The 26,227-nt window shown below is 44.2% G+C and carries 25 protein-coding genes; 3 read left to right on the top strand and 22 right to left on the bottom strand.

Annotated elements, in window-relative coordinates; translation table 11 throughout:
* Position 1 precedes the first annotated feature (1 nt).
* The 9 genes from ACMQ5W_RS02375 to ACMQ5W_RS02335 form a co-directional block, all read right to left on the bottom strand.
* Positions 2–1,003, bottom strand: a complete 1,002-nt coding sequence (locus ACMQ5W_RS02375) for a dihydroxyacetone kinase subunit DhaK (RefSeq protein WP_419023087.1) — start codon at positions 1,001–1,003, stop codon at positions 2–4.
* Positions 1,004–1,018: 15 nt separating this feature from the next.
* Positions 1,019–1,645 (bottom strand): dihydroxyacetone kinase subunit L, encoded by a 627-nt coding sequence (locus ACMQ5W_RS02370; protein WP_419023085.1) that lies wholly within the window; start codon positions 1,643–1,645, stop codon positions 1,019–1,021.
* A 266-nt stretch (positions 1,646–1,911) separates the two neighbouring features.
* A complete protein-coding gene (locus ACMQ5W_RS02365; RefSeq protein ID WP_419023083.1) occupies positions 1,912–2,589 on the bottom strand; it encodes an ABC transporter ATP-binding protein in 678 nt (225 codons plus the stop codon).
* Between the two features lie 12 nt (positions 2,590–2,601).
* Entirely contained in the window at positions 2,602–4,101 is a 1,500-nt protein-coding gene (locus ACMQ5W_RS02360) for a hypothetical protein (protein ID WP_419023081.1), read from the bottom strand.
* A 9-nt stretch (positions 4,102–4,110) separates the two neighbouring features.
* Positions 4,111–4,878 carry a hypothetical protein gene (locus ACMQ5W_RS02355; protein ID WP_419023079.1) on the bottom strand — a complete coding sequence of 256 codons (768 nt, stop codon included), beginning with the start codon at positions 4,876–4,878 and terminating at the stop codon, positions 4,111–4,113.
* Positions 4,879–5,003: 125 nt separating this feature from the next.
* Entirely contained in the window at positions 5,004–6,329 is a 1,326-nt protein-coding gene (locus tag ACMQ5W_RS02350) for a sensor histidine kinase (protein WP_419023077.1), read from the bottom strand.
* The gene (locus ACMQ5W_RS02345; RefSeq protein WP_419023075.1) at positions 6,326–7,045 is read right to left on the bottom strand and encodes a LytR/AlgR family response regulator transcription factor; all 720 of its coding nucleotides are present in this window, start codon (positions 7,043–7,045) and stop codon (positions 6,326–6,328) included. Before ACMQ5W_RS02345 ends, ACMQ5W_RS02350 begins: the two co-directional genes overlap by 4 nt.
* Before the next feature lie 2 nt (positions 7,046–7,047).
* Positions 7,048–7,968: a sugar-binding domain-containing protein gene (locus tag ACMQ5W_RS02340; RefSeq protein WP_419023073.1), complete on the bottom strand. Its 921-nt coding sequence runs from the start codon at positions 7,966–7,968 to the stop codon at positions 7,048–7,050.
* A gap of 77 nt (positions 7,969–8,045) precedes the next feature.
* Entirely contained in the window at positions 8,046–9,377 is a 1,332-nt protein-coding gene (locus ACMQ5W_RS02335) for an FAD-dependent oxidoreductase (RefSeq protein ID WP_419023071.1), read from the bottom strand.
* Positions 9,378–9,516: 139 nt separating this feature from the next.
* Between ACMQ5W_RS02335 and ACMQ5W_RS02330 the strand changes: the two genes are divergently transcribed.
* On the top strand, positions 9,517–10,077 hold the full coding sequence (locus ACMQ5W_RS02330) for a flavodoxin family protein (protein WP_419023069.1): 561 nt from the start codon (positions 9,517–9,519) through the stop codon (positions 10,075–10,077).
* A 72-nt stretch (positions 10,078–10,149) separates the two neighbouring features.
* Here ACMQ5W_RS02330 and ACMQ5W_RS02325 read toward each other — a convergent pair whose 3' ends face one another.
* Both ACMQ5W_RS02325 and ACMQ5W_RS02320 read right to left on the bottom strand, forming a co-directional pair.
* On the bottom strand, positions 10,150–11,499 hold the full coding sequence (locus tag ACMQ5W_RS02325) for an MFS transporter (RefSeq protein WP_419023067.1): 1,350 nt from the start codon (positions 11,497–11,499) through the stop codon (positions 10,150–10,152).
* 21 nt (positions 11,500–11,520) lie between these two features.
* The gene (locus ACMQ5W_RS02320; RefSeq protein WP_419023065.1) at positions 11,521–12,489 is read right to left on the bottom strand and encodes a PhzA/PhzB family protein; all 969 of its coding nucleotides are present in this window, start codon (positions 12,487–12,489) and stop codon (positions 11,521–11,523) included.
* Positions 12,490–12,566: 77 nt separating this feature from the next.
* Between ACMQ5W_RS02320 and ACMQ5W_RS02315 the strand changes: the two genes are divergently transcribed.
* Entirely contained in the window at positions 12,567–13,487 is a 921-nt protein-coding gene (locus ACMQ5W_RS02315) for a LysR family transcriptional regulator (RefSeq protein ID WP_419023063.1), read from the top strand.
* 136 nt (positions 13,488–13,623) lie between these two features.
* Here the strand turns inward: ACMQ5W_RS02315 and ACMQ5W_RS02310 are convergent, their stop codons facing one another.
* The 4 genes from ACMQ5W_RS02310 to msrB form a co-directional block, all read right to left on the bottom strand.
* A complete protein-coding gene (locus ACMQ5W_RS02310) occupies positions 13,624–14,187 on the bottom strand; it encodes an HAAS signaling domain-containing protein (protein ID WP_419023061.1) in 564 nt (187 codons plus the stop codon).
* Between the two features lie 2 nt (positions 14,188–14,189).
* Positions 14,190–14,522, bottom strand: a complete 333-nt coding sequence (locus tag ACMQ5W_RS02305) for a PadR family transcriptional regulator (RefSeq protein WP_148494225.1) — start codon at positions 14,520–14,522, stop codon at positions 14,190–14,192.
* 131 nt (positions 14,523–14,653) lie between these two features.
* Positions 14,654–15,505, bottom strand: a complete 852-nt coding sequence (locus tag ACMQ5W_RS02300) for a hypothetical protein (RefSeq protein ID WP_419023059.1) — start codon at positions 15,503–15,505, stop codon at positions 14,654–14,656.
* A 113-nt stretch (positions 15,506–15,618) separates the two neighbouring features.
* Positions 15,619–16,581, bottom strand: coding sequence for a peptide-methionine (R)-S-oxide reductase MsrB (gene msrB / locus ACMQ5W_RS02295; protein WP_419023057.1), 963 nt, complete (start codon positions 16,579–16,581; stop codon positions 15,619–15,621).
* 264 nt (positions 16,582–16,845) lie between these two features.
* Here msrB and dcm point away from each other — a divergent pair, with 264 nt between their 5' ends.
* On the top strand, positions 16,846–18,045 hold the full coding sequence (dcm, locus tag ACMQ5W_RS02290; protein ID WP_419023055.1) for a DNA (cytosine-5-)-methyltransferase: 1,200 nt from the start codon (positions 16,846–16,848) through the stop codon (positions 18,043–18,045).
* Between the two features lie 21 nt (positions 18,046–18,066).
* Here dcm and ACMQ5W_RS02285 read toward each other — a convergent pair whose 3' ends face one another.
* The 7 genes from ACMQ5W_RS02285 to ACMQ5W_RS02255 form a co-directional block, all read right to left on the bottom strand.
* Positions 18,067–19,185, bottom strand: a complete 1,119-nt coding sequence (locus ACMQ5W_RS02285) for a hypothetical protein (protein ID WP_419023053.1) — start codon at positions 19,183–19,185, stop codon at positions 18,067–18,069.
* A gap of 12 nt (positions 19,186–19,197) precedes the next feature.
* On the bottom strand, positions 19,198–20,622 hold the full coding sequence (locus tag ACMQ5W_RS02280) for a Sau3AI family type II restriction endonuclease (RefSeq protein WP_419023051.1): 1,425 nt from the start codon (positions 20,620–20,622) through the stop codon (positions 19,198–19,200).
* A 19-nt stretch (positions 20,623–20,641) separates the two neighbouring features.
* Complete coding sequence (locus ACMQ5W_RS02275; protein ID WP_419023049.1) at positions 20,642–21,088, bottom strand: very short patch repair endonuclease; 447 nt, start codon at positions 21,086–21,088, stop codon at positions 20,642–20,644.
* A gap of 157 nt (positions 21,089–21,245) precedes the next feature.
* Positions 21,246–22,550, bottom strand: a complete 1,305-nt coding sequence (locus ACMQ5W_RS02270) for a M20 family metallo-hydrolase (RefSeq protein ID WP_419023047.1) — start codon at positions 22,548–22,550, stop codon at positions 21,246–21,248.
* Positions 22,551–22,627: 77 nt separating this feature from the next.
* Positions 22,628–23,986 (bottom strand): allantoinase AllB, encoded by a 1,359-nt coding sequence (allB, locus tag ACMQ5W_RS02265; RefSeq protein WP_419023045.1) that lies wholly within the window; start codon positions 23,984–23,986, stop codon positions 22,628–22,630.
* Positions 23,987–23,999: 13 nt separating this feature from the next.
* Positions 24,000–24,710, bottom strand: coding sequence for an aspartate/glutamate racemase family protein (locus ACMQ5W_RS02260; protein WP_419023043.1), 711 nt, complete (start codon positions 24,708–24,710; stop codon positions 24,000–24,002).
* Positions 24,711–24,722: 12 nt separating this feature from the next.
* On the bottom strand, positions 24,723–26,120 hold the full coding sequence (locus ACMQ5W_RS02255; RefSeq protein WP_419023041.1) for a cytosine permease: 1,398 nt from the start codon (positions 26,118–26,120) through the stop codon (positions 24,723–24,725).
* Positions 26,121–26,227 lie beyond the last annotated feature (107 nt).

Raw genomic sequence — 26,227 nt, 5'->3', positions numbered from 1 at the left:
CCTATTTTTTCATATATGGTGTGTTGCAAGGTGCGTTCCAATAATGGAGAAGTTCGTCGTCCATTCTTGCCATGAACATCTGGAAGCCAGCCTGTTCCTGTACAGTCAATAGTTCTCCCACGTGGTTTGCAACAATTTCAATGCCCTTCTCTTTCAGCAATGCCTCACACTTTCTGTAGACGATGAACAGTTCCATCAGGGTTGTCGCGCCCGTTCCGTTCAGGATGAGCATCACCTTTTCCCCTTCTTTGATGGAAAGGTCGTTTATCAGACCGTTGACCATGATCTCAGCAGTCTCGTCAGCTGATTTCATAGTCTGACGACCACCGCCGCCTTCTCCGTGCTGACCCATGCCGATTTCCATCTCGTCTTCACCCAGCTCAGCCAGAGGGCTGCCTGTAGCCGGATGGGTTGCCCCTCTCACTGCGACAGCAAGAGTCGCCATGTTGTCTGCAAATCTCTGTGCCACTTCGGCAACCTCTTCCAGGCTTTTGCCTTCTGCTGCTGCAGCACCGGCAATCTTATAGGTGGGAATGCAGCCTACCAGGCCTCTTCTGTCGTCTGCGTTCTCTCTCGGTGCATTGGCGATGTCTTCCTGGGTCACCACTTTGACGCATTTGATGTCCTTTTCTTTCTTCAGCTGCTTCATGGTCAGATTACCAGTCAGCATGTCGCCTGCGTGGTTGAGAACGATATATAACACGCCCTTGCCTTTTTCAGCTTTTTTGATGGCGTTTACACAAGCCTGTGGACCAGGCGCAGCAAAGATATCCCCAACTACTGAAATATCGATCATACCCTCACCGACAAAACCGCTGATTGCAGGTTCATGGCCGGAGCCGCCCTGCGTTACTATCGTAACACGATCCGCCTGATCCAATGCTTTGTTCACTACTGTATTATCTTCTTCCAAACGTACTAAATCCTGGTTCGCTAAGGCAAAGCCTTCCAATAACTCTGTAGTCAGATTTGCAGGATCATTGATAAATTTTTTCATCTTCATGGTATTTTCTCCTTTTTACAATTGCATAAATGGTTTTGCAAAACCTTCAAAGAACAGGGCTGTGCTCATTGCGCCGGCATCTGGTGTGCCGATGGTCTGTTCCTTGTAGCTCTTTGCTCTTCCGAATTTAGATACAAATTTTTCGCTCTCTTTGGCACCGCGTCTTGCTGCCTCTGCAGCTGCTCTCAAAATCGCGGGTATGGAATCCTCCGCTTCCTGGGCTGCCTCTACGGCTGGAATCAGCGCATCCATCATGGTCTTGTCGCCTGCCTTAGCCGTCGTAATATCCTCCATCTCAGATAGACAGGATGCGAACATCTCCTTGAGCAGCTCTGCATCGATTTCAATCTCGTCGGTCAGATCCGCGCCCAGGCCGCCGATCAAAGTCCCATAAAGGGGACCGGCGCTGCCGCCATTGACACCCATGATTGCCATGCCCAGATCTTCAAAGAATTCGCCGAAGGTCTCCTCTTCCCAATTTCCGACCTTCTCCTCAATGAGACTGCCGATTTTCTTGATCGTGATTCCGTGATCCCCATCTCCGAACCGGGAATCAATTTCACTGAGCTCACCACTGCAAGCGATAAAGCTTTCTGACACACATTGCAGCATCTCAGATAAAACCTGCTTGTCAATAATCATGACTACCTCTCTCTCCTTATGCTGTAGCGCCCCGCAAGCAACTGCCAGCGGCTTGGCGCTAGTCGTATAGCGTTTTCTAACTACGCTTACAATAGCACCTTGCTGCGGCCGATGTCAATGGTTTGAGAGTCTGTAAATGCCCGCGTCAAAACATCGTCTGAATATTGTTACATATGTAACTGATTTTGCTAAAAATGTTTTGAATGCGAAAAAAAACACCGAGGTCTGGGTCAGTTTGCTGACCGTCTCCCGGTGTTTCTATTCAGTTATTCCACCTCTCGATACCGTGCTGCAATTTCCGCCGTAATTGGAACAAGCCGGCAGTTCTCAAGAGAATACACCTGATCGCACAGCTGCTCGATATCTTTGTAACGGTGTGAAGTTATGAAAATCGTCTTGCCTTCTGCTTTTAGCATGCGGATGATGGTTTTGACATCTTCATAAGTTCTGTAGTCCAGCGCGTTAAAGGGTTCGTCCAAAATCAGAATGTCCTGTCCCTCCATTATTGCCTGGGCAAGCCCTAGTTTTTGCTTCATACCCAAAGAATAGTTATCTACTTTTGTTTTATTATCGGAATCTAGGCCGACCTTGCTCATCGCCTCCTGAATTTCCTTATCTCCAATTTTCCTACGAATATCTGCCAGAAATTTTAGATTTTGAAAGCCACTGTAGATACCGATAAATCCCGGCGAGTTGATAAACACTCCCATATCAGCGGGAAAATCCCGCCCATGCTCCCCAAGTTTCTCTCCGCGCACAAAAACGCTGCCTGTGTCTGGCTTTTCAAAGCCACACAGAATCTTAAACAACACGGATTTCCCGCTGCCATTTGCACCGACTAAACCGATCACTTTTCCGCGATCCACTGACAGAGACACATCTTCAAGGACGGTCCTGTGGTCAAAACTTTTCGATACGTTTTTTACTTCGATATATGAACACATTATTCTATCCTCCTAGTTCAAAATTTTTTTGCCGCCCAGGGCAAACACTCCGATAAAAAACAGCGCGGTTAAAAATCCTTCTATGCAGAGCGCTGTCACCGCCGATATACCGCCTGCTGATTCCAGCAGGGAAATTCGTGCTAAGCTGGAAAGGCCAAAAGGCAGATAGGATGCAAATGCCCCCTGCAGTATACAGAGCAGATTTCCGGCAACCAGTATAAGAAAACCGATGGTAATCTGTTTTGTAAATAGGCAGACTGCTAGTATCGTTAGGAATTGCAAAAGCATATCTAAGAATTTTATCAGAACGGCATATAGCAGCATTTTACACGCAGACAGTTCCATGTCGCCGCCAACGAAAATCATTCCGAGAACTCCCGCTGCCAGCCACAAAAGGGCATATAGAGCGAGAAACATGATGCTCACTGATAGAATCCCCCTCACCACATTTCTGCGGCTTCTCGTGCGGACGATGATAAAAATAGATTGTCCGTTAACAGTATGCTCTGCGAACACCGCTAAAAGATAGAGAGGTGCACCGATTGTAATCAGCAGTTCAAGAAAAGGCAGAACTTGAAAATATCCTGTACCGTGTCCGGCAAACAAGGTGTACACCCATTCTGCACCGGATTGCAGAAAACCGCCCGCCAGTCCTTTGTAGAGGGTTATCCCCGTCGTGACGCCACAGAGAATCAGGAGATTTCGCCTCGTCATCAGCTGCCTGCGATAATAAACAGTGATGCCCCCGCCTCTGACCTGCAAATGCGGCAATTGACTTCGCCAGGCAAATCGGACAGTCAAAGCCATAAGGGCGGCGATGAGTGCCGCAGTAATTCCGGTCATCGCAAAGCGATGGGGTGCCCCTAGATTGTGATGTAATATCAACAAGTGATTCAGTCCAGTGATAGGCAGGCTTTGCACTGCGGAAACTTTCATCCATACTGCCGAAAAAAGATAAAGCGCCACAATCAATCGCACTGACCATTTTCTGCTGGCAAAGTGCCTGATCCACATGCCGATTCCGAATATCATCCAGCTTCCTGCAAATTGGTAGAGCGTGAAGGCTATAAATGTCTGTGCCGGATCAGTAAAACTTTGCTGCAGTATAGTAAACAGTTCCATTTCTGTCGCTCCCGCGGCAAGCTGCCAGTGATTGCCTGATGGCAGCCCGATACCGGATAGCAGGATGGCAGCCGTCTGAATGGCAACCAGCAGCAGCGCAATGAGTCCGACACCAAACCATTTTCGCCAAAAATACCTGTGGTAGCTTTCAAATCGCAGGATCACTGGCTCTCCGTCGTCGTCTAAAAAGGAAAATGCGCTGAACAGCACCATAGGCAGCATAAAGTAGGTCAGATAATAGTGGTCTGAAACCGCTGACAAAATATGTTGTTGATAATAATTTACGCCATTGACCCTCTCGCTGAAGGAAAAAAGCAGGCAGCCGACAAATAAGGCGACGGCTTTTCCATATCCCCATAAGCGAAGATTTTTCTTCATCAGAGCAATCATAACTGGCTCCTAAACCGTCACGACTGCATTTCCTCTAACTTTTGAGAGAAAAAATGCGGTCAAAAAGATGACAACTGCCAGAAAAGCCGGCCCTGCAAGAAAAGACATCACAGATATGGCATCATCGCTGATGCTGGTGGGGTCAAAGGCAACTACCAGCCTGTACTGCTCCAGACGCAGGATAGAGAGAATGTAGTTTTCCAGTATGGAGTAGACAAAGGGTCCTGTGAGGATCACAAAGATATTCCTGCCGTACATGGCCAGCACATAACCGAAGGTCATCATCAAGATGCCCAGAACCCCCTTCCAGCAGGAGAGGATAACCCCATAGAGCAGCGGCATCTGGGTAAATGCCTTTTGAAAGACGTGATCAAAAGGGTTGGTAAAAGGAACCACTGGCGCTTTGACATAGAGAGCAAATACGGCTGACAGTGTATAAGGAATCGCAATCATGCAAAAGGCGCCTAATGCGTAGATCCCCCATTTGACGGCCAGATACTTTTTAATAGGCACCCGAGGTTGAACATACAGAAGGAAGTTGTTCTTCCGCTCATAATACAAGTTCCAGCAAAGGGGCACCACTGCAATCAAGGGATACAGCAGAGAAAACAATTCGGTTCCTACTTCCCACGCTTCCAAATCGTACTGCAAAGTATAACTTTTGTAGAGGGTACAGGTCAATACGCACATCGCGACTGCCAGAATAGCTGTTGTAAATAACACTGGTCTGAAAATTTTTTTGCTCTCAACTTTTATCAGATTAAGCATCACATTCATTCCCTTCTCTTGTTTTTTTCCAGTATATCGGACTTGCTCCGCCACTGCAACAGGCTGGAAACAAACGAGGGTTTTAAGGGAACAAAATCATTTTCGTTCCCTTAAAACCCTCGTTCATACCCTTATCACGGAAGGAGCAGACCAAAGACAACATAGTTTTCTCCAGAAATCACTTCGTTGCGTGTCAAAATTTTGCCGTGGTAACGTTCTGTCATACGCAGAATGTTATATAAGCCGAAGCCTCGATCCCCCGGGCTGGATTTTGTTGTCGCGCCTCTGCGGAACAGCGCCATAAATTCTGTGTTGGACATGGCCTGTCCCGGATTGGAAACCAGCAGTTCCAGATAATCGCCGCTTTTTCTACTCGACATATAAATGGTACTGCCCTTTGGCGATGCCTCGATGGCGTTGTCCAACAGAATCCCCATGGCCTCGATCCATTCCGTTTCGGGAACCGCCGTCTTCTTAAAAAGACCGTGCAGCTGCAGCTCAATGCAAAGGTTTGCCGCCTCTGCCTGCTTCATCTTGTCAAATAACATGCCGGCGATGATTTTACTGTCGCAGGAAAGCAGTTCGCGGTCATTGGGGGTAAGGGAAACGCCTTTGGCAAGCGCTGCCACTTCTTGCTGTGCTTCTTCCAGGGTATCCGCCAGAGACACTGCGGTTTCAATGGCAAGCATACGGTTGTCAAACTCGTGCTGTCTCGCCCTGACCTGGGAAATCAGTTCCTCTACAATGGGCACGTACTGTTCAATCATATGAATTCGCTTGCGCTCCTGCCCTCTGTGCTGATGAAAAAACAGCAGCACGCTGTCCAGCAGCAGAATTCCCAGCAGCAAGGTGACGATGAGCCACAAATGGGAAAGAATCTGATCCACGTCAAAGGAAAGGACAGTAAGCACGGCTGCCAGTAAAATTGCCACATTGGCAGAAACAATCCAGACAATAAAATCACCCGTCTGAACAAACTCACGGATCTGCTCCAAATAAGGCGTGCAAATGAGCAGAAGGACAAGACCCAAAGAGAGGCCTCTGCTGCCTAAAAGGAGCAAAAGATTCTCTGCTCCACAGACAGCAAGAAAAACAATGCTCAGGCACTTGACAAAGAGGTAGATGGAGAAAACCGCCATCGTCCCGCAAAAAATATGACCGCTGCTTCTCTGACTGAAGAAGATACTGTTCAGCAGCAATACAGAAAAAATAAGGAACAGCAGGCCGACGAGGCCGTCAACAGGCACGATCTCAAACCCCTGCACGGGAATGGACACAGTTATTTTTTCCCTGACGGCAATCACATTCACCCTCGGTATGATAAAGAGCAGAAAAAGAATGGGAAGGAGCAGAAGGTCTCTTGTCTTTCCACTCGATTTCTGTCCAAAGACGCCTTCGCAGCAAAGGGCCAGTATCCCGGCATCTAAGCCTAAGGCAATCAGATTGGTAACCAGATTCATAACGACCCCCACAATGCAGGCTGATATTTATTTCCCACAGGGATTGGCTCTGCAAACCCTTTGAGAAAGATCTGCCGCCCAGGTTTATCAATCTTCTCAATATGTCTTTTGTTGACGATATAGCTCTTGTGACACTGGACAAAATCAGTTTCATCCAGCAGGGCCAGCATCCCCGCCAGGGTGTAACCGGAAATCACGTCTTCTTTGATGCCAGATATACGGCTCCTTGTGTGAACGTCCAGCTTCTTTCCGAAGGCCTCCACGTAGGCGATGTCCTGCACGGTATATTCCAAAATAAACTGCTTCTGTTCGATCCGGATGGTTCTGACCTGCTGATTCATCTTGCTGGACAAGCCCATGGCATCACGAAAAGCCGCGGTAAACTCTTCTTCGTCAAAGGGTTTCACAAGAAAGCTATAGCACTTTACATCTCGATAGGCAGAAAGCTCTTCTCCCGCCAGCGCTGTTTCAAAAATTATCGGCGTATATTTATACTCCGGTAGCTGGCGAACCTGCTTTGCTAAGCTGGTACCCTTATAATCCTCTAACTGAATATCCAGAATAAAAAGTGAAACATCATTGCTTTTTGCGTACTGTAAAGCAGCACCTGCTTCTGCAAAAGAGACCACCGCTGAATCGACTGATATTCTTTTGATATACTGGACAATCTTCTTTACTGCGCTCGGATTGTCTTCTACTAATAACACGTTGCCCATGATTACACCTGTTCTAATATATTTTTAGCTGCCACAATATGGGTGAAAACGCCTGTCTTCAAGGCTCCTGCCAGGGCCTTGGGGCTGACGTTTGCTCCACAGACTCCAACCACGAATTTCCGCTTTGAGAGAATTTCCAGGGGAATCTGCATGGTACACTCCATGTCCGGCTTGATAAACCTTCCGCTGCTATCGTAATAATAGCATAACAATTTTCCCACAGCTTTCTGCTCAATCAGGCGGTTCCCATAGCTGGCCGCCGTGGCGAAATCGGGCACGGAGGGATAATTTCCGATATTGACGAAGGCAATCTTGATGGATTTCCAACCGCTCTCCATCTGCTTATAGCTGTCCAGCTCTTTTAGCCGTCTGATTTCATCTGAGCTGTCTACAAAAGCTGGCACGTACCAGTAGACAGGCTGTCCGCTTGTTCTCTCCGCAAATATCCGTACAATCTCGCTGGTGTGATAATCTCTGTTAAATACTCCGCTGTTGCCCACTAGAGGATAGACCTTGGTATGCAGCATTCTGGCCGGTACCTGATTCAGACGATCGGCTATGGTTCCAATGATAGATCCCCAGCCGATACCGATCTGCATTCCCGCTGTATCTTTCAACCCCTTGACGATACAGTCTGCGATATCCCGATTGGTGTCCACCACATTTTCGCTAGTCTCGATGACTGCGCCGCCGCGAATCCCATACTTCTCCTGCAGGCGGTCCAAGATGATTTTTCGCTCTTCGATAGGACTTTGTATTTGGATTTTTACAATGCCGAATTCTCTGGCTTCTGTCAGGTATCTGCTGACCAGCGGTCTGGAAATCCCCAGGCTGCGGGCAATTTCGTTCTGGTTTTTGTTCTCCTCATAATACATGCTGGCAATTTTGACAAGTTTTTCGATTTTATCATTGCTAAGTGCCATGGCTTTGCTCCCATTCTCGGTATGATAAAGTGATAATCTATCATTTATTATACCTTTCCCGGGCGTGAAAGACAATGTCAACCTTTTAGGTTTTTCTGCGCGGGATTGTTTATGACCTCGCCGTCTTCCTCAAACCGCGAGCCATGACATGGGCAGTCCCAAGTCTTCTCTGCCTTATTCCATTTCAGTGCACAGCCCAAGTGTGTGCAGCGGTGACCGACTGGCTTCACAAAGTTCTTTGCGGTTTCCATGCCGTTGATGAAGAGCTGGGGTTTCATCATGGATCGATCCGGCCGAAAAACATCTGCCAGCTCCTTGTCCATATTTCCCGTCAAAAGCATGGCCGCAGCCATGGAGTTGGTCATACCCCACTTATTAAATCCGGTGGCTACATAGAGTCCGTCTTTCTTTTTGGCATAACGACCGATGTAAGGAAGGCCGTCCAAGGTCATACAGTCCTGGGTCGCCCAGGCAGCAACTTCTCTGCTCTCTGGATAATAGGTTTTTGCCGCTTCTCGCAGCTCATCAAAAGCGCCGCATTTTGTCCCTGTTCTGCTGCCGCAGCCCCCGAGGAGGAGATGATCTTTGTAAGTGCGGAAAGACAAGTTGTGCAGTTTATCTCCTTTTTGTCTATTACCGATATACATTGCGTCTAGCTTTGCTGCGTTTTTCAAGGCCAGAACGTAAGACCGCTGTTGATACATCTTCATAAAATACATGCCATATTTATCAACAAATGGGAAGTGGGTCGTCGTAATCACTCTGTCAGCATTAATTTTTACCGTGTTTCCCTGTGCATTGATTACAGTTACAGAATAACCGAAGTGCTCCTTTTCAATTTTGGCAGCGAAACTTTCCTCATAGATTGACAAATCGGGCGCTATGGCAGAGATAAATTTCAAAGGATGAAACTGTGCCTGCTGTGCAAAGCCTATGGCAGCTTCAATCTTGTAAGGGACCTCCACCTGTTCTGTATAAATGGCTTTGCCGCCAATCTGATTGACCGCTTCCACCTCATCGAGGATTTTTGCCTTATCCTCAGTAGTGTAGATGAAGTTTGTCTTTTCTTCAAAATCACAATCTATCGTAGCCGCCATCTTCTTATATTGCGCTAAAGCAAGCTCATTTGCTTTCAGGTAAGCAGCCGCTTTTTCCTGCCCAAAATCTTGGCTGAGTCTGCTGTAAATCAGTCCGTGCTGCGAAGTGATTTTCGCTGTAGTATTTCTGGTGACACCGCCTGCAATTCTGTCCTTTTCTATAACCGCATACTTTGCACCCTTGCTCTGCAAAAAATATCCGCACAAGAGGCCTGCCATGCCGCCTCCGATAACCAGCACGTCTACTTTTTTGTCACTTTTTACCGTTTCAAACGACGGAAGCTCTACGCCTCTTTCCCAAATTGAACTCATCTATGTTCTCCTTCCAAATTCAACTACTATTCTTTTTAGTATTTTCTTTACAATGGAGATTCATACGCCAGCTTGTAAATTAATCTAAAAGTAGTATAATTTAGATAATCAACAAAATTACATAAGGAGGCTGATTCAAATGAAAAAGTATATCATTATAACTGGAAGTCCAAGAAAAGAAGGTAACAGCGACAATATTGCGACACAGTGTGAGTCCCAATTAAAGAAGGCTGGTTTTGAGGCAGAGATTTTCCGCATAGAAGACAAGGAAATCGGTTCCTGTCAGGCTTGTGAATACTGTAAAACTCACGATGGCTGTGTACAGAAGGATGATGCCTCTGCAGTGATTGAAGAACTGAAGCACTGCGCTGGGGCAGTCTTTGTAGCGCCAATCTATTTCGGCAATGTGCCAGGCACTTGCAAGGTTCTGACAGACCGTTTCTATTCCATGTTCAATCCTGCCAAAGGAATGGCAACGCCAGATCCGGCAAAGAAGCTGGGCATCGTGCTTACCTGCGGCGGAAGTCCAGAAGAAGCCGTCCGTCCTGCAGGCGAGTTCATAAACACTTGCTTTGCCCTGGCAGGCTTTGGCGATCACAGAACCTTGGTATTTCCTGGGGAAAACCCGAAAGATGCCTTTGCAGGTAATGCCGATTATCAGAAGCAAGTTGCAGAGTTAGGGAAATGGCTGGCTGAGTAATCCTCTAGCCTGATGAATACAAACAAAAATGGACACCGTCATCATGGAGATGGCGATGTCCTATTTTTTTCTCTATTTTCTGGTCAGCGCCTTTCCTGCTGACATTTCTTCTTTTATTTTCCTCATTTTTTCGTTATTCAGGTCATATGGGAGAATCATCACAATACCGATGAGGCCAAAAATAATTGGCAGTATGCCGTTGGCCAGGTAAATGAAATGGACGGTTTGCGCCGCCTGTACAGCCTGTCCTCCGTCATATCCGCCCCAATCCAGCAGCCAGCCCACCAGATAGGTTGAGAGTGCCACTGCTAGTTTGATGGCAAAGGTCGCCAGTCCGTAAATCAGTCCAGGCGCTCTGATGCCTGTCTTCCATTGTCCATAGTCTGCAACATTAGGCATGCAGCCCCATATGTTTGCAAATACTCCGCTGAGGGTCAATCCGCCGAAAATGGCAGAAAGAATCACCAACAGCGAATTGGTTCCTGCAAGGAGCGACAGCCCTCCACTGATCATCGCACAGAGTCCGCTGATCATAAACATTCTTTTATTGCCGATCATTTCTATCAGTTTTGGCACAAAGAGCAGTCCAAGCAGCGGCAGCGTATACATGGTAGTCAAAATCAAGGGAATCATCTTTTCACTGCCTAGATAATAGATTGCGTAATACGTGGTAAAGGTGCTTCTAAATGCCACAAACGAGTTGATGAAAAATACCATGAACAAAATGCAGAGCGCAGGCTTGTTTTGCCCGATGGATTTCAGGCTCTCGGAGAACTTTGCTGTATTCTTCGGCGGCCTGATTCGTTCCTTTGTTCCCAAAGCGGCAACTAGGGTGAAGAAGATACAGCAGACGGCAATGATGATGCCCAAGGTCAGATACCCTTTTCCGTCCATACTTTTCCCGTCTGCACTGCTGCCAGTGATAATGGTCACCGCAAACATATTGAGCAAAAAGCCCGCCAGATTTGCTCCCCAATCCCTGAAAGCGCCTAAAATGGTCCGCTCCTTAATATCGTCCGTCATCACATTGGATAGCGAACCGTAGGGCATTTGAAACATCGTAGAAAAGACCACGTATAGCAGATAGACTGCATACGCCCACGCCAATTTGCCGCCATAGGACCAATCTGGCGCCACAAAACATAGAGCAAGAAAGATGCCATAGGGAATCGCTGCCGCCATCATAAACGGCCGATAGCTGCCGTGTTTCGTCTTCGTGTGATCCGCAATGCTGCCCATTACTGGATCATTTATCGCGTCAAAAGCTGTCGCAATGAGGAAAATCGTGCCTGCCGCCACAGAAGACAGACCCAAAATATCAGTGAAAAAAATCATTAAATAAGTTGTTACCAGATTGTATGCGAACTGGCTGCCCAAATCCCCGCAGCCGTAACACACTCTTTCTCGAATCGTCAGTTTCATAAGAGCCTCCTTTCTGCAGGTTTAATAAAACATATATGGAAAAGTGGGGATACTGGCGTTTATGGAGAGAAACTTGCTCATCGTATTCAGATATTCGTCCAGCCTGCGGCAGCGTCCCTGATCGTCAAGTTCAATGAATGATATTTCCCGATTAGGATATCTGCCGTGAGCACCGGCATTTATCTGCTCTTCCGTGTATCCCCAGTCGGTTTCAAAGAGGCAGTTATATTCTGTAATGTAGATATGAGGGTCTGTCGTTTGATAAAACACCTCATCATAAATTTCGCCTCCCTTCAGATGCCTGTCCAGCCATTCGTTCAGCGCGTCGTACGCCCTTCCCCGATAAACCCTGGGCATGTCTGCCGGAGCAAAGGTCAACTCGTGAACAAAGTCTTCTGCCAAGACATCCTTCACTTTTGGATTCCAATAGTCTGGATGGACAAAGAAATCCAGTGTTTCTTTTATCTGTCTTTGCAGGCTTTCCTCAGTACCGGGTATTCGACACGGTTTTACTGCTTCTGAAAATCCCTCAGGCGGCTTAGCGTCATAATAGAATTTAGGTAATTCTACGCCGACGGCTTTATAAAAACCCGTCGGGTCAAAGTGATCTTTGGCATAAGTAATCCTGCCGTCCTGAATCTGCAGCAAAGTAGCAAATTTACTTTCATACCAGCCTTCTTTTCCGCCCCAGCAGACGCTGCCAGCACCTGAGCGAAAGACCCAGAAAATGCCTTCATGGTCTGTGCCGAGTGCTTTTATATTCTCCCATTTCCAGTCATTTCCTACTGTATGAGAAAGCCAATCGTAATGCCATTTTAATTCATTTTTTCCTAAATGCTGATACATTCCCGGCGGTGCATAAGGGAGATCCAGGGAAAATGCATCATCGAAGAGTTCCTCACATTCCCGCTGCCAATAAGTGGTCTGGGAAAATCGGCGGCAGCTTTCCATATCCTTGCTGTCAACTTTGACTTTACTATCTATAAACATTTTTTCTCCTTCCATGTGTGCATCTGATATTTTTTATGATAAACTAGATGCAGATAATTTATTTAAGAGGTGAATCTATGGAACTGCGCAGAATTCAATATTTTGTAACGTTAGCTGAGTATCTCCACTTCTCACAAGCTGCGGACAATCTTTATATTTCACAATCTTCTCTCAGCTATCACATCGCTGAGCTAGAACTGGAACTCGGTGTCCAGCTCTTTGTCAGAAATAAGCGCAAGGTCTCTCTGACCAAAGTCGGTGCAGAACTGCTTCCTATCGCCAGAGATATTTTGGCAAAGGTAGATGAACTGACTTTGACAGCCGATGAGCAGAACAAGAGGGATAAGAACTCCATGAAGATTCACATCTGTTTCGACACATCTTCACAGAGGTTCGATCTCTTCGGTATCGATGCTGCAATTGTGAAAATGCGGGATTTGTATCCCGAGGCAACGATTAACTGTTCCCAATCCTCTATGGAAGAAATCTTAGACGGACTCGCTTGCAGAAACTTTGATGTCGGATTTATCACCTTGCGCCATGGTGAAAAATTGCCGTCACAGTTTAATGTCCTGCCTATACACATTGATTTTCTCTCCATGGTCTCTATCTTTGAGATATCTCCAGGAAATTTGACCAATGCATTTGACAACAGCCCGCTCTATCTGCTGAAAGACGATATTCGCTGGGGAAATAAAATTCTATCTCTTCTAAAAGATCTGGGAGTTTCTCCCCGCGTGAAATGGGAGAACAGCTTCAGCTCTATGTTGACCCGCGTGACTACAGGCGAGGGCATCACTGTCATTCCCCATTCCGAATTCGCCGCAGAGTGTCAGAGCCGGAAATCGCTGAAAGCTCTGGACTTTCACAGTGATGAGGCCAAAATTTACAGCTGTGCCGTATGGTGTGAGGCCAACAGCAATCCGGCCATTCTTCCGTTAATCAGACATATTCGAAGTGATGATACTGGTTTTATAAAAGAGGGATCCATCTTCTGATTCCATTATAGGTTTCTCCTGTCTGAGTATCAAATCAAATGCCTGGTTACAGTAATCGAAAATCCAGATAATAAACAAAAGAGCAGTACGGCCATTTTGGCTATGCTGCTCTTTTTACTGACATTACAGTTCATATTCAGTTGACAAACAAGTTTCTTTTCTTCTCACTGACTTTCCGTATATATTCCAAAAGCAATTTCCAGAGATAACGGCCTAGGGAATGAAATAGCACGCCGAAAATGACTGCGACCACAAGGGCAAGAGCCGGATGCAGCTCAAAGGATCCAATCTGCACGATTGCAATGGGAAGATCATAGCCAAGATAAAATCCGATTAATTTGACAAGGCCAGCCAAAGGCACAAAATAACCGCACAATTTTAGTACAGGTGACAGAATACCCAAAACTGGAATGACAAACATTCCAGAGAATCCAGTCGCCCCATAAAATGCAATGACGGTCTTCCATTTCTGCCAGTTGAAGCCGGGATTTTTGGAGATGCTTTCTCCCAAATATGCCTGTGCCAAGTCTTTGGGGTTTCCCAATTTATCGATAATCTGCTGTGGAGTCAGTCCTTCACTTTTCTCCATTTCAATGATTGAACTCTTGATTTCTTTGATGATATCAATTCGCTCTGATGCCGGCATAGATTTTAAATGTTTATCAAAAGTATCTAAATAAAGTTCCAGGTTTCTGTCCATTGTCATTCTCCCTTCAAGTCAGAAATAGCATTTAATAAATTGTCCCATTCGTAGGACATTGTATCTAAATACATTTTACCTTTATCGGTGATTACATAATATTTGCGAGGCGGCAGACCTTCTGCGGATTCCTGCCAAGATGATGACAGATATTCTTCTTTCAAAAGCCGTCTGAGTAAAGGATAAATGGTGCTCTCCTTGGCAGTGATAATAGGGTATTCATTCAGTCTCTGCAATATTTCATAACCGTAACACGGTTTTTGATGAATCATAAGCAAAATGCAGTATTCTAAAGTACCTCGTTTAATTTGCGATTTCCATTCTTCTATGTTCATATTGCGCCTCCATAGGTATATCGTACTACACAGTATATTATTTGTCAACAGTATACTATGCAGGCGAGGCAAGAACACAAAAAAGACACTCCCCTTAGAAAGTGTCTCCGTAAATTTTGATGTATTCACAATTATTCTGCAACTTTGCTTTCATCTTCTTCCTGTGTGAGAAAGTCCGCATCTTTCGTCTTGATGCTGGGAATCAGACCCTCAGCAATTTTGTTTTTTCCGCGGCTCTTAACATAGAGGAAACCAAAGCAGGAAAAGGCGACAGCTCCGATGAAATTGACGAACATGTCTTTCATAGTGTCGATGAGTCCGATATCCAGGTAACCGTCAAGCCCAAGATTCTTGCCATTGACCGTAGTGTCCTGGATGTTCTCTATGGTATACGGCACGTTGATTCCATCGGGATTCAGCATCACCGAATTGATTCTATGTATGACAGTGTCCTTCTGCATATCCATGTTAAAGAAGTAGTCCATCCCAAACTCAAAAAATTCCCATATCACCCCAATTGTCATGGAAAAGCAAAATGCCACCATAGCCATGAACAGGGGTGAAAGCTGGAAGGTATATCGTTTGCTGCGATTGAGCAAGTCAACCAACGAGAATCCGATGGCGGCGGCCAAAAAACCGTTCATCGTGTGCAGCATGGTATCCCACAATGGTATCTTTATGTAAAATTCTCTGATTTCCCCCAGAATCTCAGCGGCAAAGATAAAGAGGAGTATGATAATCTCCAAGGTTTTGGGCAGTTCCACTCGTAACTCCAATTGTACAAAGCTGGGCACCAAAAGCAGTATCAGCGTCAGTCCACAGAGGAATACATTTTCGTAATTTTTATTAAATATCTGCAGAATCATCACTACGACGACCAGTGCCCTCAAAATGGAGAATACGATAAAGGAACTCTTATGCTCCCTCAGTTCCCTGTGCATGGCCCTGCGCATCACTCTGAATTTGCGTCTAAACTTTCTCATTCATAACCCCCTTATTAGCTATGTCAACATATTAACTGCATATGGTAAAAAAGGCAAGTAAAACATTTCGTTTCAAAGTAAAACCGGCGTCAATTGCCGGTTTCCGTCCTACCCTATTTAAAAATCCCTTTTAAATAACCATAGCCTTCTTCTTCCATCTTCTCAAAAGGTATAAAGCGTAAGGCTGCGCTGTTGATACAATAGCGAATGCCATTTGGCGATTCCCTCTCGCCTTCAAATACATGCCCCAGGTGAGAATTTCCTGCCCTGCTCCTTACTTCCGTCCTGATCATGCCAAAGCTTCGATCCCTCTTTTCGACCATGGACAAGTCTTCAATTGGTCTGGAGAATGCCGGCCACCCGCAACTGCTGTTAAATTTGTCAAGAGATGAAAACAACGGCTCTCCTGTGACCACATCCACGTAGATGCCCTTTTCGAAGTGATCCCAATAAACGTTTTTGAAGGGCGGTTCCGTCCCGCTTTCTTGAGTAACGTAATACTGTTCCTTTGACAGCCTTTCTTTGATTTCCTTCGGGTTATCCGGTCGTCTGTAATGACCGGGATTGATCAGCATTTCTCTAGCTTCCTTCATCTTCTTCGGTGAAATGTGACAATAACCGCCTGGATTTTTGTCCAGGTAATTTTGATGATAGTCTTCTGCATCAAAGAAGTTTTCAATAGGTTTGATTTCAACGGCAAAGTGCGGATAACGTTCTCGCTCTATAGCAGATAACTGCAGCACTGTTTCTTCCGCTTCTTTGTCTGCCGCGTCGTAATAGATGCCAGACTGATATTGACTGCCAACGTCGTTGCCCTGCTGATTCACAGCCTCTGGGTCAATCACGTAGAAAAACATATGAAGCAGCGCCGCTAAATCTATTTCTGCAGGATCGTAATCCACCCTGACTGCCTCGCGAAAACCGGTCTTGCCGCTGCAGACCTTCTGATAATTGGCATCGGCCTCTCCGGTTCCGTTAGCATAACCAGCAGTTGAATGAACAACACCTTTAATTTCCTTCATCAGCTTTTGTAATCCCCAGAAACAGCCCCCTGCTAGGTATATTGTTTTGATCATAATAAAAATCCCCCTTTCACTGGATAAATCGTCCGTATGAGGATAATATACCCGGGAAGGAAAATCATACACAAATTAAGACTAAATCACACTAAATAAAATCGGACTATTTATGAATAAAAAAAATGATATGTTAAATTTGATCTTTACAAATCACTTTAGAGATGATAAAATATTATAGATTTGTTTTTCTTTCAAACGAATCAAAAAGACGTATGTCATAAACAAAGAACGCATGTTCATTTTTTTGGAGGTAAACTTATTATGATTGATAAAACAATATGCGAGCTGTTTGCTGGTGTGGGTGGTTTTCGCTTAGGATTCGAACGTTCCTCCAAAGATTGGAAAACGGTATGGGCAAACCAATGGGAACCTGGGAAGAAATCACAACATGCATTTGACTGCTATTGCCATCATTTTGGTAATTCAGAAAATCATGTAAACCAAGATATATCAATATTCCCCAAAGATGATATTCCTGACCATAACCTGCTTGTCGGAGGTTTTCCTTGTCAGGATTATTCCGTCGCAAGAACTGGTGCTTCAGGAATTGAAGGTAAAAAAGGTGTTTTATGGTGGCAAATTAGAGATGTACTCGCGGCAAAAGAGCCAAGGTTTGTTCTCTTAGAAAATGTAGATAGACTGCTAAAATCACCTTCAACACAACGTGGACGGGATTTCGGTGTGATGTTAGCATGCTTAAATCAACTTGATTATTCTGTTGAATGGCGTATTATCAATGCGTCAGAATATGGTTTTGCACAAAGGCGGCGGAGAGTTTTCATATTTGCTTATAAAAATAATACAAATTATGCAAACCATATAAATTCTTTTTCTCCAATCAACATTATTAATAATCAAGGTTTTTTTGCAAAAACTTTTCCAATTGCTAAACTTGACAAGGCTGATTCTATAGAGTTCCGGTATGATTCTTTAGTAGATGTTTCAGATCAATTTCAGTTTAGTTTTCATAATTCAGGTTACATGTATGAAGGAAATATAACTACCGGCAATTCTGTTCCAATAATAGAAGATTTCATTCCATTAGAAACTCTTTTAGAAAGGAACGTAGATAAACGCTATTATATTAATGATAGTTTACATAAATGGGAATATCTGAAAGGCTCTAAAAAAATAAAGCGAATTAGCAAGGATGGACACGAATACGTTTTTTCAGAGGGCCCCATTGCTTTTCCTGATCCTATCGATAAACCTGCAAGAACAATGTTAACGAGTGAATCTTCACTAAATAGAAGCACTCATATCATTGAAGATCCTGAAACTAAAAAGTTACGAAAAATCACCCCTATAGAAGCAGAAAGAATACAAGGATTTGAGGATGATTGGACAAAAACTGGAATGCCTGAAAGATTTAGATATTTTTGTATGGGTAATGCTCTAGTTGTTGGTTTGATTACAAGAATGGGCACCACGTTAAACAAAATTTTTGAAACAGAATGCTAGTTAAGCATTCTGTTTCAAACTTTAATTTATTTCTTCAAAGTCAATATAAGTACCATTATAACGATATCTTAATAATTTAATGTCATTCCATATGCATGAATTCGTGGGCCTGTAACCTTTAGTAAAATTCCTAACGCCTTCTCGATTTCTTTTTTCTATTACTTCCTCAGTGTAATCAGCCGCAACAATGTACGCTTGAATCATAGAATAGTCACCAAATGCATATTCTTTCTGAATCCAATCTACATATTTCATTATTTGGTCTATTACTTCACATTCTGCCCTATCTTTTTTAATTTCAATAACGAGGTATTTTGATATGGTCTTATACCCGAATATATATCTGTACCCGAAAATATCCATTTTATCCATATAATCAATAGCTTTAAATGGAGACGCAATCACTTGATGTGAAATATAATCCCATGAACCGAAAATAGGATGATTTTCATTGGACAACAAATAACACAGCGCCGCTTCAATAGCCATTTCATGTTTGAGCTTTTCATTAACTTCTTCGCATGCAGAGAGAATTTTTTCTGGACCTAAACTATGACTTTGCGTTACATGATTTAATATGTAATCATGTACAGTATCATCGTAGATAAAAGTATTCCTACCATTTTCTATATATTCTTCATTACGCTTTAGGATAATATCAACAATAGCCTGATTTTCATCGTCACTAACTTTAATAAAGGATACTTTCCACATTGCTCTTAACATCCGAAATTTTGATGGATTGCTGCTAAGAACTTCATCCATATCAACGCCACGTCTAAAAAAATAAGGTGTTGGTTTGAAAGTACAAAAACATCGGTTAGAATCCGTACTTCCAGAAAGCAATTGCTGATTTACACGCATTTCATTTGCTGAGAATGATCTTGCAATATCTGCATCAATGAAATTTAAATATTTACAATCAAAACCTACATTAACAATTTTTCCAATACCATAGATTTTTCGCTGGATAAAAAAGTAAATATTATCTCCTTCTTTCATGCTAAAATAATCAGCAAATGTTCCTTCTTGCTGTTTATTCCAAATATTCTTAATATTCATTTTTGTACTGTAAGTACCACTCTCAATACAATATTGAAGTGCATCTATATTGTCTAACGACATAATATATCCAGCCATTTTAACCTCCTCCTACTGAAAAAAGGACTCTTTCAGTTGCATTAAAATATACTTATTATTCAGCCAAAAGCACTGTTTTGGATATAACTGTCCATTTGGCAACTCATCCACATCCTTTGAATTCTTTGCATGAGGCCTCACATGGCAAACACGATTCTCAGAAGCCTTGGGTAAATTATTTTTAGTTCTTTTTCCTTCATTACTAATAACTATCCCCTCTTTCAAGATATTTCGCGTTTTTTCCCATACAGATTTGACCTCCTCATTTAAGTCTGCATAAGGCATATTCCAAAACTGACACCCCTTTAGCCGCAGAACACCTTCAGCATCAAACTTGAAAACAACAAAGAGAAATTTTGTCTCCTCAAAATATCTTCCAATACAGGATGACTCCCACTCCTCATTCACAATTTCTTTGAATTTGAATCTCGGAAATGACATGTTTTCCTTTATTGTATTTCTGTTGGTCAACCTGATAGATTTAATAACTATATTAGCTTTTTCAAATTCTTCTGCATGATTACCTTTAACACCTAAGATTCTGAATGTGAGTGTAGACACCAAATTCTTTGCATTACTTTTTGAGTTCACTTCGAATATTTCACATAAATCTTCAAACGAGTAATTCTGATACGCTTGTATTTTCTTTACAACGTAATCTTCAAAAGTTAAATTTGTTTTTTCCTTTATTATTGCTTCGTATGTAACTTTCCCTGGGACGATATAATGATTTAAGACATAAGTCATATAAGAATTTTTATATGCAAAAGCTCTAGGTTTGGCAAGTTCCAGGTTAAATGGTTGTTTCGTCCTATCCTTAGAGGTTGAAGCCTTCGAGGCTGCTCCTAGATACATCGTATCACTTTCTGAAAGTTCATGCGCCTTACCCGCTTTTATCTTCTCTACAATGATTTCATAATCTTGTTTGATTATCCTGATATCATCTATTGGCGGAGTAAACAAATCAGCATATTTTATAGTGTAATCTAGCCGTTCAAGCTCCTTCTGATACAAGTAATATATAAGCAATATCAGCCTGCCTTTTTTCCAAAAGTGGCTTTCATAAAATCGCTCATTAACCACGCTAAAATAATCTATCATCGTAATAATTAAACGTTCTTTTGCCGCCAAAGTTCCGTTTTTATTAACTTTAAAAGGAGAAACTTTAAGCTCAACACCTGCTTCCGGAAAGTCAGCATCTGAAATGCTATTAGCCTTATAATGAAAATACCTTTCTTCTATCAACACTCCGAGCCCGCCCTTTTGTTTTCTATTTTCATGCGAAGCATCATATGTTTCTAATCCCTTCAAATCTGAAATGGGGGATGTATCTTCTCTACTAATCTGTCTAAATGTTTTTCCAATCAGTTTCTTGGCATATGCCTCTATGCTTTCGGGATTTGTTACATCATAATTTTCAAAATACGTTTTTTGCATGATAGCCCCCTTTGCCAGGTCAATCTTGATAATTATTTTCCACTAATCGACCTAAAATTACGTCTCCGATTTGCTTAACACAACCGTCCACATCTCTCAATATATCATTTCCCCAGAAATGAATAACTCGCCATCCCATCTCATCCAGCTCGGCGTCGATACGCTTGTCTCTGTTTATATTTGTTTCAATCTTATTCAGCCAGTATTCAGAGTTATTACTCGACTTTAGTTTTTCCTTTAATTTATCCCAGTCCTTTCCATGAAAAAACTCACTATCACAGAAAACGGCTATTTTATACTTGGTAAAAGCTATATCTGGAGTTCCTGGTAGTCCTTTATAATTTTTCCGATAATGATATCCTGCTTCCCACAACGCCTTTCTAAGTTTCAATTCAATTTTAGTGTCTTTACGCTTAATATTTTTCATGGCTTTATGACGTTGTTCAGGTGTAAGCACATCAGTCATCTCATCATCCCCTTAATTCAATAAATTAAGACAAACATTTACTAAAGTATACCACAATTCACAGAAATTTCAATCTTAAGTAATTACATATTTAAGCCATACAAAAACTGCCGCCTGTGTTCTCCACTCAGCGGCAGTTTCCTTTTGCTATTTCAAATTAAAGAACCTGATCCAACTCTATCAGCGCCTCAAGCACCACATTGCAGGCGTCTGCAATGTCCTCTGTACTACTGTATTCCTCCGGGCAATGGCTCCGCCCGTCCCGGCTCGCTACAAATATCATGCCTACGTCAGTAACCCCTGCTATGCACATGGAATCGTGGCCGGCGCCACTCGTCAGCACCTTTTCTGTCAAGCCGCAAGTAGACATTCCTCTTTTTAGTGCTGCCGTCACTCTTTCAGATAAGTGCGTCGGTGCCAATTCCATTAGAGTTTTTTCCAGAATCGAAAATCCACGTTCACGCAGGCCATCCAACACACCATGCACCTGTTCAAATACAAAGTCCAGAGATTCCTGGTTTCGAGATCGACATTCTACACTGAACACAGCTTTACCAGGTACCACGTTAACCGTTCCTGGTTCCACATGGACACAGCCACAGGTAAGCACCGTTCCATCATCCAAATCATCCACTGCCCGCCTAGCCTCATTAATTACCTCTGACATCGCTGTTACAGCGTCTTTACGCAGATGCATAGGCGTCGTGCCTCCATGATCCGGCCGTCCCACAATTTCGATTTCTCTGGTTCGGATTCCCACAATCGCATCGACCACGCCTACTGACAGATTCTCTGATTCCAGCACAGGACCCTGTTCAATATGCGGTTCAATAAACACTGCTAAATCAGCCGGGGAACGTTTCACGGTATCAATCGAGGTCGGATTCAACTCGAAGTCTATCATAGCTTGCCGCGCACTGTGACCTCCTGCGTCCGTTAATAGGTCCAACAGGGATTCATCCAGTTTGCCGGCAATCGCTTTACCGCCCATGATGCCAGATCCAAATGTATTCCCCTCTTCCTCAACAATTGCCATGACTTCGAAGGGATGAGATAATTGAATGCTATTCTCCTGTAACATCCGTGCCAATTCCAATCCACAGACGATACCCAGATTTCCATCAAAAATACCTCCATTCAACACGGAATCCAAGTGGGAACCGACCGCCAGAGCCGGCAGCTTGGGATCTCCCTGCACTGGTTCGTCTTTTCGGCCAGTCATATTTTTTTCATTATGCCGCGCTCTTCCTGAATTAGTGCCTTCCAGCCGTCCAATCAGATTCCCTATAGCGTCAAGCCGCACAGACATACCGAGCTTCTCCATCTCCATACGAAGATACCTTTGGGCCTCCCTATACTCTTCAGTATAGGACAGCCTGGTCAATCCTTTTCCTGGAGTGGCGTTAAATGCTGCCAATTCATTTATGTCCCCTTCAATTCGTTTCTGATTTGCTTTCATCATATGTTTCCACCTCACAATCCATCAATCCGGCATCTCTTGCCCTCTGATGCGCTCTCCATCCCGCCAATAGCTGCCTCTTATTTAATCGGCCTGACCATCTGGCCATATCCTGGTTTACCGACTACCTCTCCATGATCAGCGACTACAATGCCACGAACCAAAGTCATCACGGGAGCGCCTTTCACCTGAAAACCATCAAAAGGTCCGTGTTTTTGATAAGATTTGAACTTTGATGCGTCGATAGTGTATTCGTAATTCATGTCGACAATCACGATGTCGGCATCAGCTCCCACCTGCAGACTTCCTTTCTTCGGATAAATACGAAACAGCTTCGCCGGATTCTCACACATGACTTCTACCAGCTTTTCTATGGTTATTCTGCCTTTTCCAACGCCCTCTGTCAACATCATCGGCAAAGATGTTTCAAGTCCCAGTGCACCATTTCCTGCCTGCCAGATATTCTGCCAGCCTTTCTCTTTGTTTTCTCTCAGATGTCCTCCGTGATCAGAACCGATGGTTTCAATCATGCCATCCGCCAGCTGCTGCCACATCATCTCTGTCAAAGATTTTTTCCTAGCAGGCGGCGCGAACTTCATATATGGCCCAATCTTTGCGCCATACTCCTCACACAGATTTAGATAGTGAGGCCCGGTTTCACAGTGGACGTTATTTCCTTGGCTGCGAGCCTTATGAATCATTTTCACTCCATATGGGTTGCTAACGTGGACGATAAGCAAACGGCACTGCGGGTCGCTGTTGAGGTAAATTGCTCGCTGAATTGCTTCATTCTCCTGGAAAATCGGTCGCGAGGCAAAAAAGGCGTTCATGTCACATCTTCCAGCCGCCTGTAATCCTTTTTCAAGACGTCCAATCAAAGCGTCGTTCTCCGCATGGACGCCAATGGTTGAATCCAGTTCTTTGATGACCTGGAATATATCAAGAAGCTGCCCATCATCCACAACTTCGAACATCCCCGGTACAGAGCCAGCCATCATGGCTTTAAACCCGATGCAGCCAGCTTCATCCATTTTATACATCTCATCCAGATTTCCAGGTACAGCGCCTCCGTAAAGACCATAATCTACAACAAAATTCTTCTCTGCTCGTTCTTCCTTCTGCTTAAAAGAAGCCAAAGAAGTAGAAGGCGGATTAGAAAGAGGCATTTCCAGCACCGTAGTGATGCCTCCAACCGCAGCAGAACCAGAGTCCAGTTCGTAGCGCCCTAGCTCTCTCTGGCCCATATCGATGATATGTACATGCTCGTCTACCACGCCTGGCATGACAAATTTTCCTGCTGCATCAATTTCCTTAGCAGATTTGTCTGCCAGCAATTCGGTACTGACTGCTGCAATTTTCCCGTCTTTGATATAGAGATTCCCGTCCGTAATTCCCTGGCTGGATACAATCTTTGCATTTTTTATTAATAGATCAAACATGATTTTCCTCCTGTTATTTGTACTTTTTTCCTGTCGGCGGTGCATAGGTGTTTCTCTTTGAAGTCTTCAGTCTCATATCGACCAAGGACTCCGCCACTTTTACCGCCGCAGTTACGGAATCAATCACTGGTACGCCGATTTCCCCAGCGACCAGATCAGCGAAGCCTGACATGCCCGCACAGCCGAGGATGACCGCTTCAGCAAAATCCTCACGGACCGCTTCATCTGCCGCCGAAAGAAGCTTCTGCTTTGCCGATTCTGCATCCTTATGAAAATCCAAAACGCCGATATTCGGTGTTTTGATTGATGCTAATCTCTTTTCTCCGCCATATCTGCGTACCAGGTCCTCCAAGTGTATTAAACACCTCGGTAAGATGCTGACGATGGAGAACTTACCACTGATAAAGGAAGAAATGCGTATTGCTGCCTCCGCCACTCCGACGACTGGCTTGTCTGTCAGCTCCCGCAGAGCATCTACCCCAGGATCACCAAAGCAAGCCACAATATATGCATCAAAATGGTCCGTGCTCTCAGCTTCGCGTACGATATCCAGTAAATGGTATGCAGCCATCAGTTCGTCCGCTGTACCCTCTACACACTCTGGTCCATGCGAAGGATTTGTGACCTTCACTTCCGTAGCGCTCTGTTTGGCGGCCACCGCCGATTGATAGATATCTTCAGTCATATCTGCCGAGGTGTTGGGATTTATGACTAATATTCTCATGATAAACCTCCTTTACTTCAGCCACTCTTCATTGAGCGAATAGTCTAGCAGGCTGTCTGGATATTTTTTCAGCACCCAGCCCTTCATCAGGGGAACGTAAAGTACGATTGCCGCCAATAATCCAACAGTATACATCCAGTTAGGGAAAAACAACGAAACGACCACGCTGATAACATACGCTAAAACTGCCGCCCAGTTGACACCATTCCAATAATGATAACCGCCCCCTTTTGATATGTACAAATCAGACAAAGCAATTTTACGCTTGCGAACAAATATGTAATCACCAATCATGATACCAGCTACAGGTCCAAGCGCACTTCCGACATAATTCATGATGGTTTGGATGTCTCCAGACGCTTTCCATGGCATGATCGCCAGACCGATGATGCCTGCAAGCAAAACAGCTGCTTTGAAATTGACTTTCTTAGGAAACGTTGCGCAGATGACATACGCTGGATTGAGCAGGTTCGCTCCCGGATTTGTCGTCCAGGTTGCAAATACTATGAAAAACTCACAGAGAATCGCTAGTGGAATGGAGACATCACCCACCACTGCCGAGATGGCCAGAGTAGGGTTCCACTCTCCTGTCAGTGCCATAGAGAGAACGCCGATAAACCCGAAGAGCACCGAAGCGGGAACCATACCCAGCCACTGAGACACACAGTAACGCAGATTTAATTTCGACCAATTGGTTTTTTCTCCATCGGGTACTTTACAATCCTTTACGATGTCCTGAATGCTGCAGGCTAAGGTAGCCCAGCCACCGATAAATGCCATGGTCGCTCCAGCAAGCGATCCACTTCCATCGCCTTTCAGTGCCAGCACTTCACCCAAAGTCGTCCCAGAACCATGTAGCAGCAGATATGTCAGAATGCATCCCATCAATAGCAGCGCTGGGGAAGAGAACAGGTTGAGGATACGGATGAAACGGATTCCATAAAACGTAGTAAAAATCTGTAGTATCCCAAAAACGATAATCCACAAATTAATGTTTGAATAATCCCAGATCATGATACAGACCGCGTCTACTGCACCCGCACACAGCCAGGTTTGAAAACCAAACCAGAAAATTGCCGGAACCGCTCTCAGCCACCCTGGCAGAATACCACCTTTGATGCCAAACATGACTCGTACCAGGGTTCCATAACTCAGCCCGTACTTCACGCCCAATTCCTGCGTAAAGTAAATGACAATCGCAGGTACGGTGTTTCCCAGAATCAAAGCTATCAGAATTTCCATCACGCTACAGGACGGATATAGTTGTCCTGCCAACATGAAGATAATCAGCTGTACAGCGAAACCGAACCATATCATAGATAAATTGAACTGACCGACTGTTCGTTTACTGTATGCTACTGGTCTCGTAGCTTCATTCAGAAGATTATGACTCTCTTTCTTGGTACACATTTTGCCCTCCCTTCATTTCTTAGGCATTTTGGTGTGCCTTTGCACACTCCCAATACATCTCAAATCAAAAACTACCAAACGTTCGGTTTTATTCAGTGTACCACCCG

The sequence above is a fragment of the Emergencia sp. genome (assembly GCF_048465375.1).
Taxonomy (GTDB): domain Bacteria; phylum Bacillota; class Clostridia; order Peptostreptococcales; family Anaerovoracaceae; genus Senimuribacter.
The sequence above is the reverse complement of the archived record's forward strand: the minus strand, read 5'-3'. Positions and strand labels throughout refer to the sequence as shown.

What these genes read in the sequence shown, in the direction of transcription:
- ACMQ5W_RS02285 (WP_419023053.1), bottom strand. Translation starts at nt 19,185, where the DNA reads ATGGCTGGATATATTATGTCGTTAGACAATATAGATGCACTTCAATAT.
- ACMQ5W_RS02355 (WP_419023079.1), bottom strand. Translation starts at nt 4,878, where the DNA reads ATGAATGTGATGCTTAATCTGATAAAAGTTGAGAGCAAAAAAATTTTC.
- ACMQ5W_RS02300 (WP_419023059.1), bottom strand. Translation starts at nt 15,505, where the DNA reads ATGAGAAAGTTTAGACGCAAATTCAGAGTGATGCGCAGGGCCATGCAC.
- msrB (WP_419023057.1), bottom strand. Translation starts at nt 16,581, where the DNA reads ATGATCAAAACAATATACCTAGCAGGGGGCTGTTTCTGGGGATTACAA.
- ACMQ5W_RS02350 (WP_419023077.1), bottom strand. Translation starts at nt 6,329, where the DNA reads ATGAATCTGGTTACCAATCTGATTGCCTTAGGCTTAGATGCCGGGATA.
- ACMQ5W_RS02315 (WP_419023063.1), top strand. Translation starts at nt 12,567, where the DNA reads ATGGAACTGCGCAGAATTCAATATTTTGTAACGTTAGCTGAGTATCTC.
- ACMQ5W_RS02340 (WP_419023073.1), bottom strand. Translation starts at nt 7,968, where the DNA reads ATGGCACTTAGCAATGATAAAATCGAAAAACTTGTCAAAATTGCCAGC.
- ACMQ5W_RS02260 (WP_419023043.1), bottom strand. Translation starts at nt 24,710, where the DNA reads ATGAGAATATTAGTCATAAATCCCAACACCTCGGCAGATATGACTGAA.
- ACMQ5W_RS02310 (WP_419023061.1), bottom strand. Translation starts at nt 14,187, where the DNA reads ATGGACAGAAACCTGGAACTTTATTTAGATACTTTTGATAAACATTTA.
- ACMQ5W_RS02360 (WP_419023081.1), bottom strand. Translation starts at nt 4,101, where the DNA reads ATGATTGCTCTGATGAAGAAAAATCTTCGCTTATGGGGATATGGAAAA.
- dcm (WP_419023055.1), top strand. Translation starts at nt 16,846, where the DNA reads ATGATTGATAAAACAATATGCGAGCTGTTTGCTGGTGTGGGTGGTTTT.
- ACMQ5W_RS02370 (WP_419023085.1), bottom strand. Translation starts at nt 1,645, where the DNA reads ATGATTATTGACAAGCAGGTTTTATCTGAGATGCTGCAATGTGTGTCA.
- ACMQ5W_RS02305 (WP_148494225.1), bottom strand. Translation starts at nt 14,522, where the DNA reads ATGAACATAGAAGAATGGAAATCGCAAATTAAACGAGGTACTTTAGAA.
- ACMQ5W_RS02335 (WP_419023071.1), bottom strand. Translation starts at nt 9,377, where the DNA reads ATGAGTTCAATTTGGGAAAGAGGCGTAGAGCTTCCGTCGTTTGAAACG.
- ACMQ5W_RS02375 (WP_419023087.1), bottom strand. Translation starts at nt 1,003, where the DNA reads ATGAAGATGAAAAAATTTATCAATGATCCTGCAAATCTGACTACAGAG.
- ACMQ5W_RS02320 (WP_419023065.1), bottom strand. Translation starts at nt 12,489, where the DNA reads ATGTTTATAGATAGTAAAGTCAAAGTTGACAGCAAGGATATGGAAAGC.
- ACMQ5W_RS02280 (WP_419023051.1), bottom strand. Translation starts at nt 20,622, where the DNA reads ATGCAAAAAACGTATTTTGAAAATTATGATGTAACAAATCCCGAAAGC.
- ACMQ5W_RS02325 (WP_419023067.1), bottom strand. Translation starts at nt 11,499, where the DNA reads ATGAAACTGACGATTCGAGAAAGAGTGTGTTACGGCTGCGGGGATTTG.
- ACMQ5W_RS02330 (WP_419023069.1), top strand. Translation starts at nt 9,517, where the DNA reads ATGAAAAAGTATATCATTATAACTGGAAGTCCAAGAAAAGAAGGTAAC.
- ACMQ5W_RS02365 (WP_419023083.1), bottom strand. Translation starts at nt 2,589, where the DNA reads ATGTGTTCATATATCGAAGTAAAAAACGTATCGAAAAGTTTTGACCAC.
- ACMQ5W_RS02275 (WP_419023049.1), bottom strand. Translation starts at nt 21,088, where the DNA reads ATGACTGATGTGCTTACACCTGAACAACGTCATAAAGCCATGAAAAAT.
- ACMQ5W_RS02255 (WP_419023041.1), bottom strand. Translation starts at nt 26,120, where the DNA reads ATGTGTACCAAGAAAGAGAGTCATAATCTTCTGAATGAAGCTACGAGA.
- ACMQ5W_RS02345 (WP_419023075.1), bottom strand. Translation starts at nt 7,045, where the DNA reads ATGGGCAACGTGTTATTAGTAGAAGACAATCCGAGCGCAGTAAAGAAG.
- ACMQ5W_RS02270 (WP_419023047.1), bottom strand. Translation starts at nt 22,550, where the DNA reads ATGATGAAAGCAAATCAGAAACGAATTGAAGGGGACATAAATGAATTG.
- allB (WP_419023045.1), bottom strand. Translation starts at nt 23,986, where the DNA reads ATGTTTGATCTATTAATAAAAAATGCAAAGATTGTATCCAGCCAGGGA.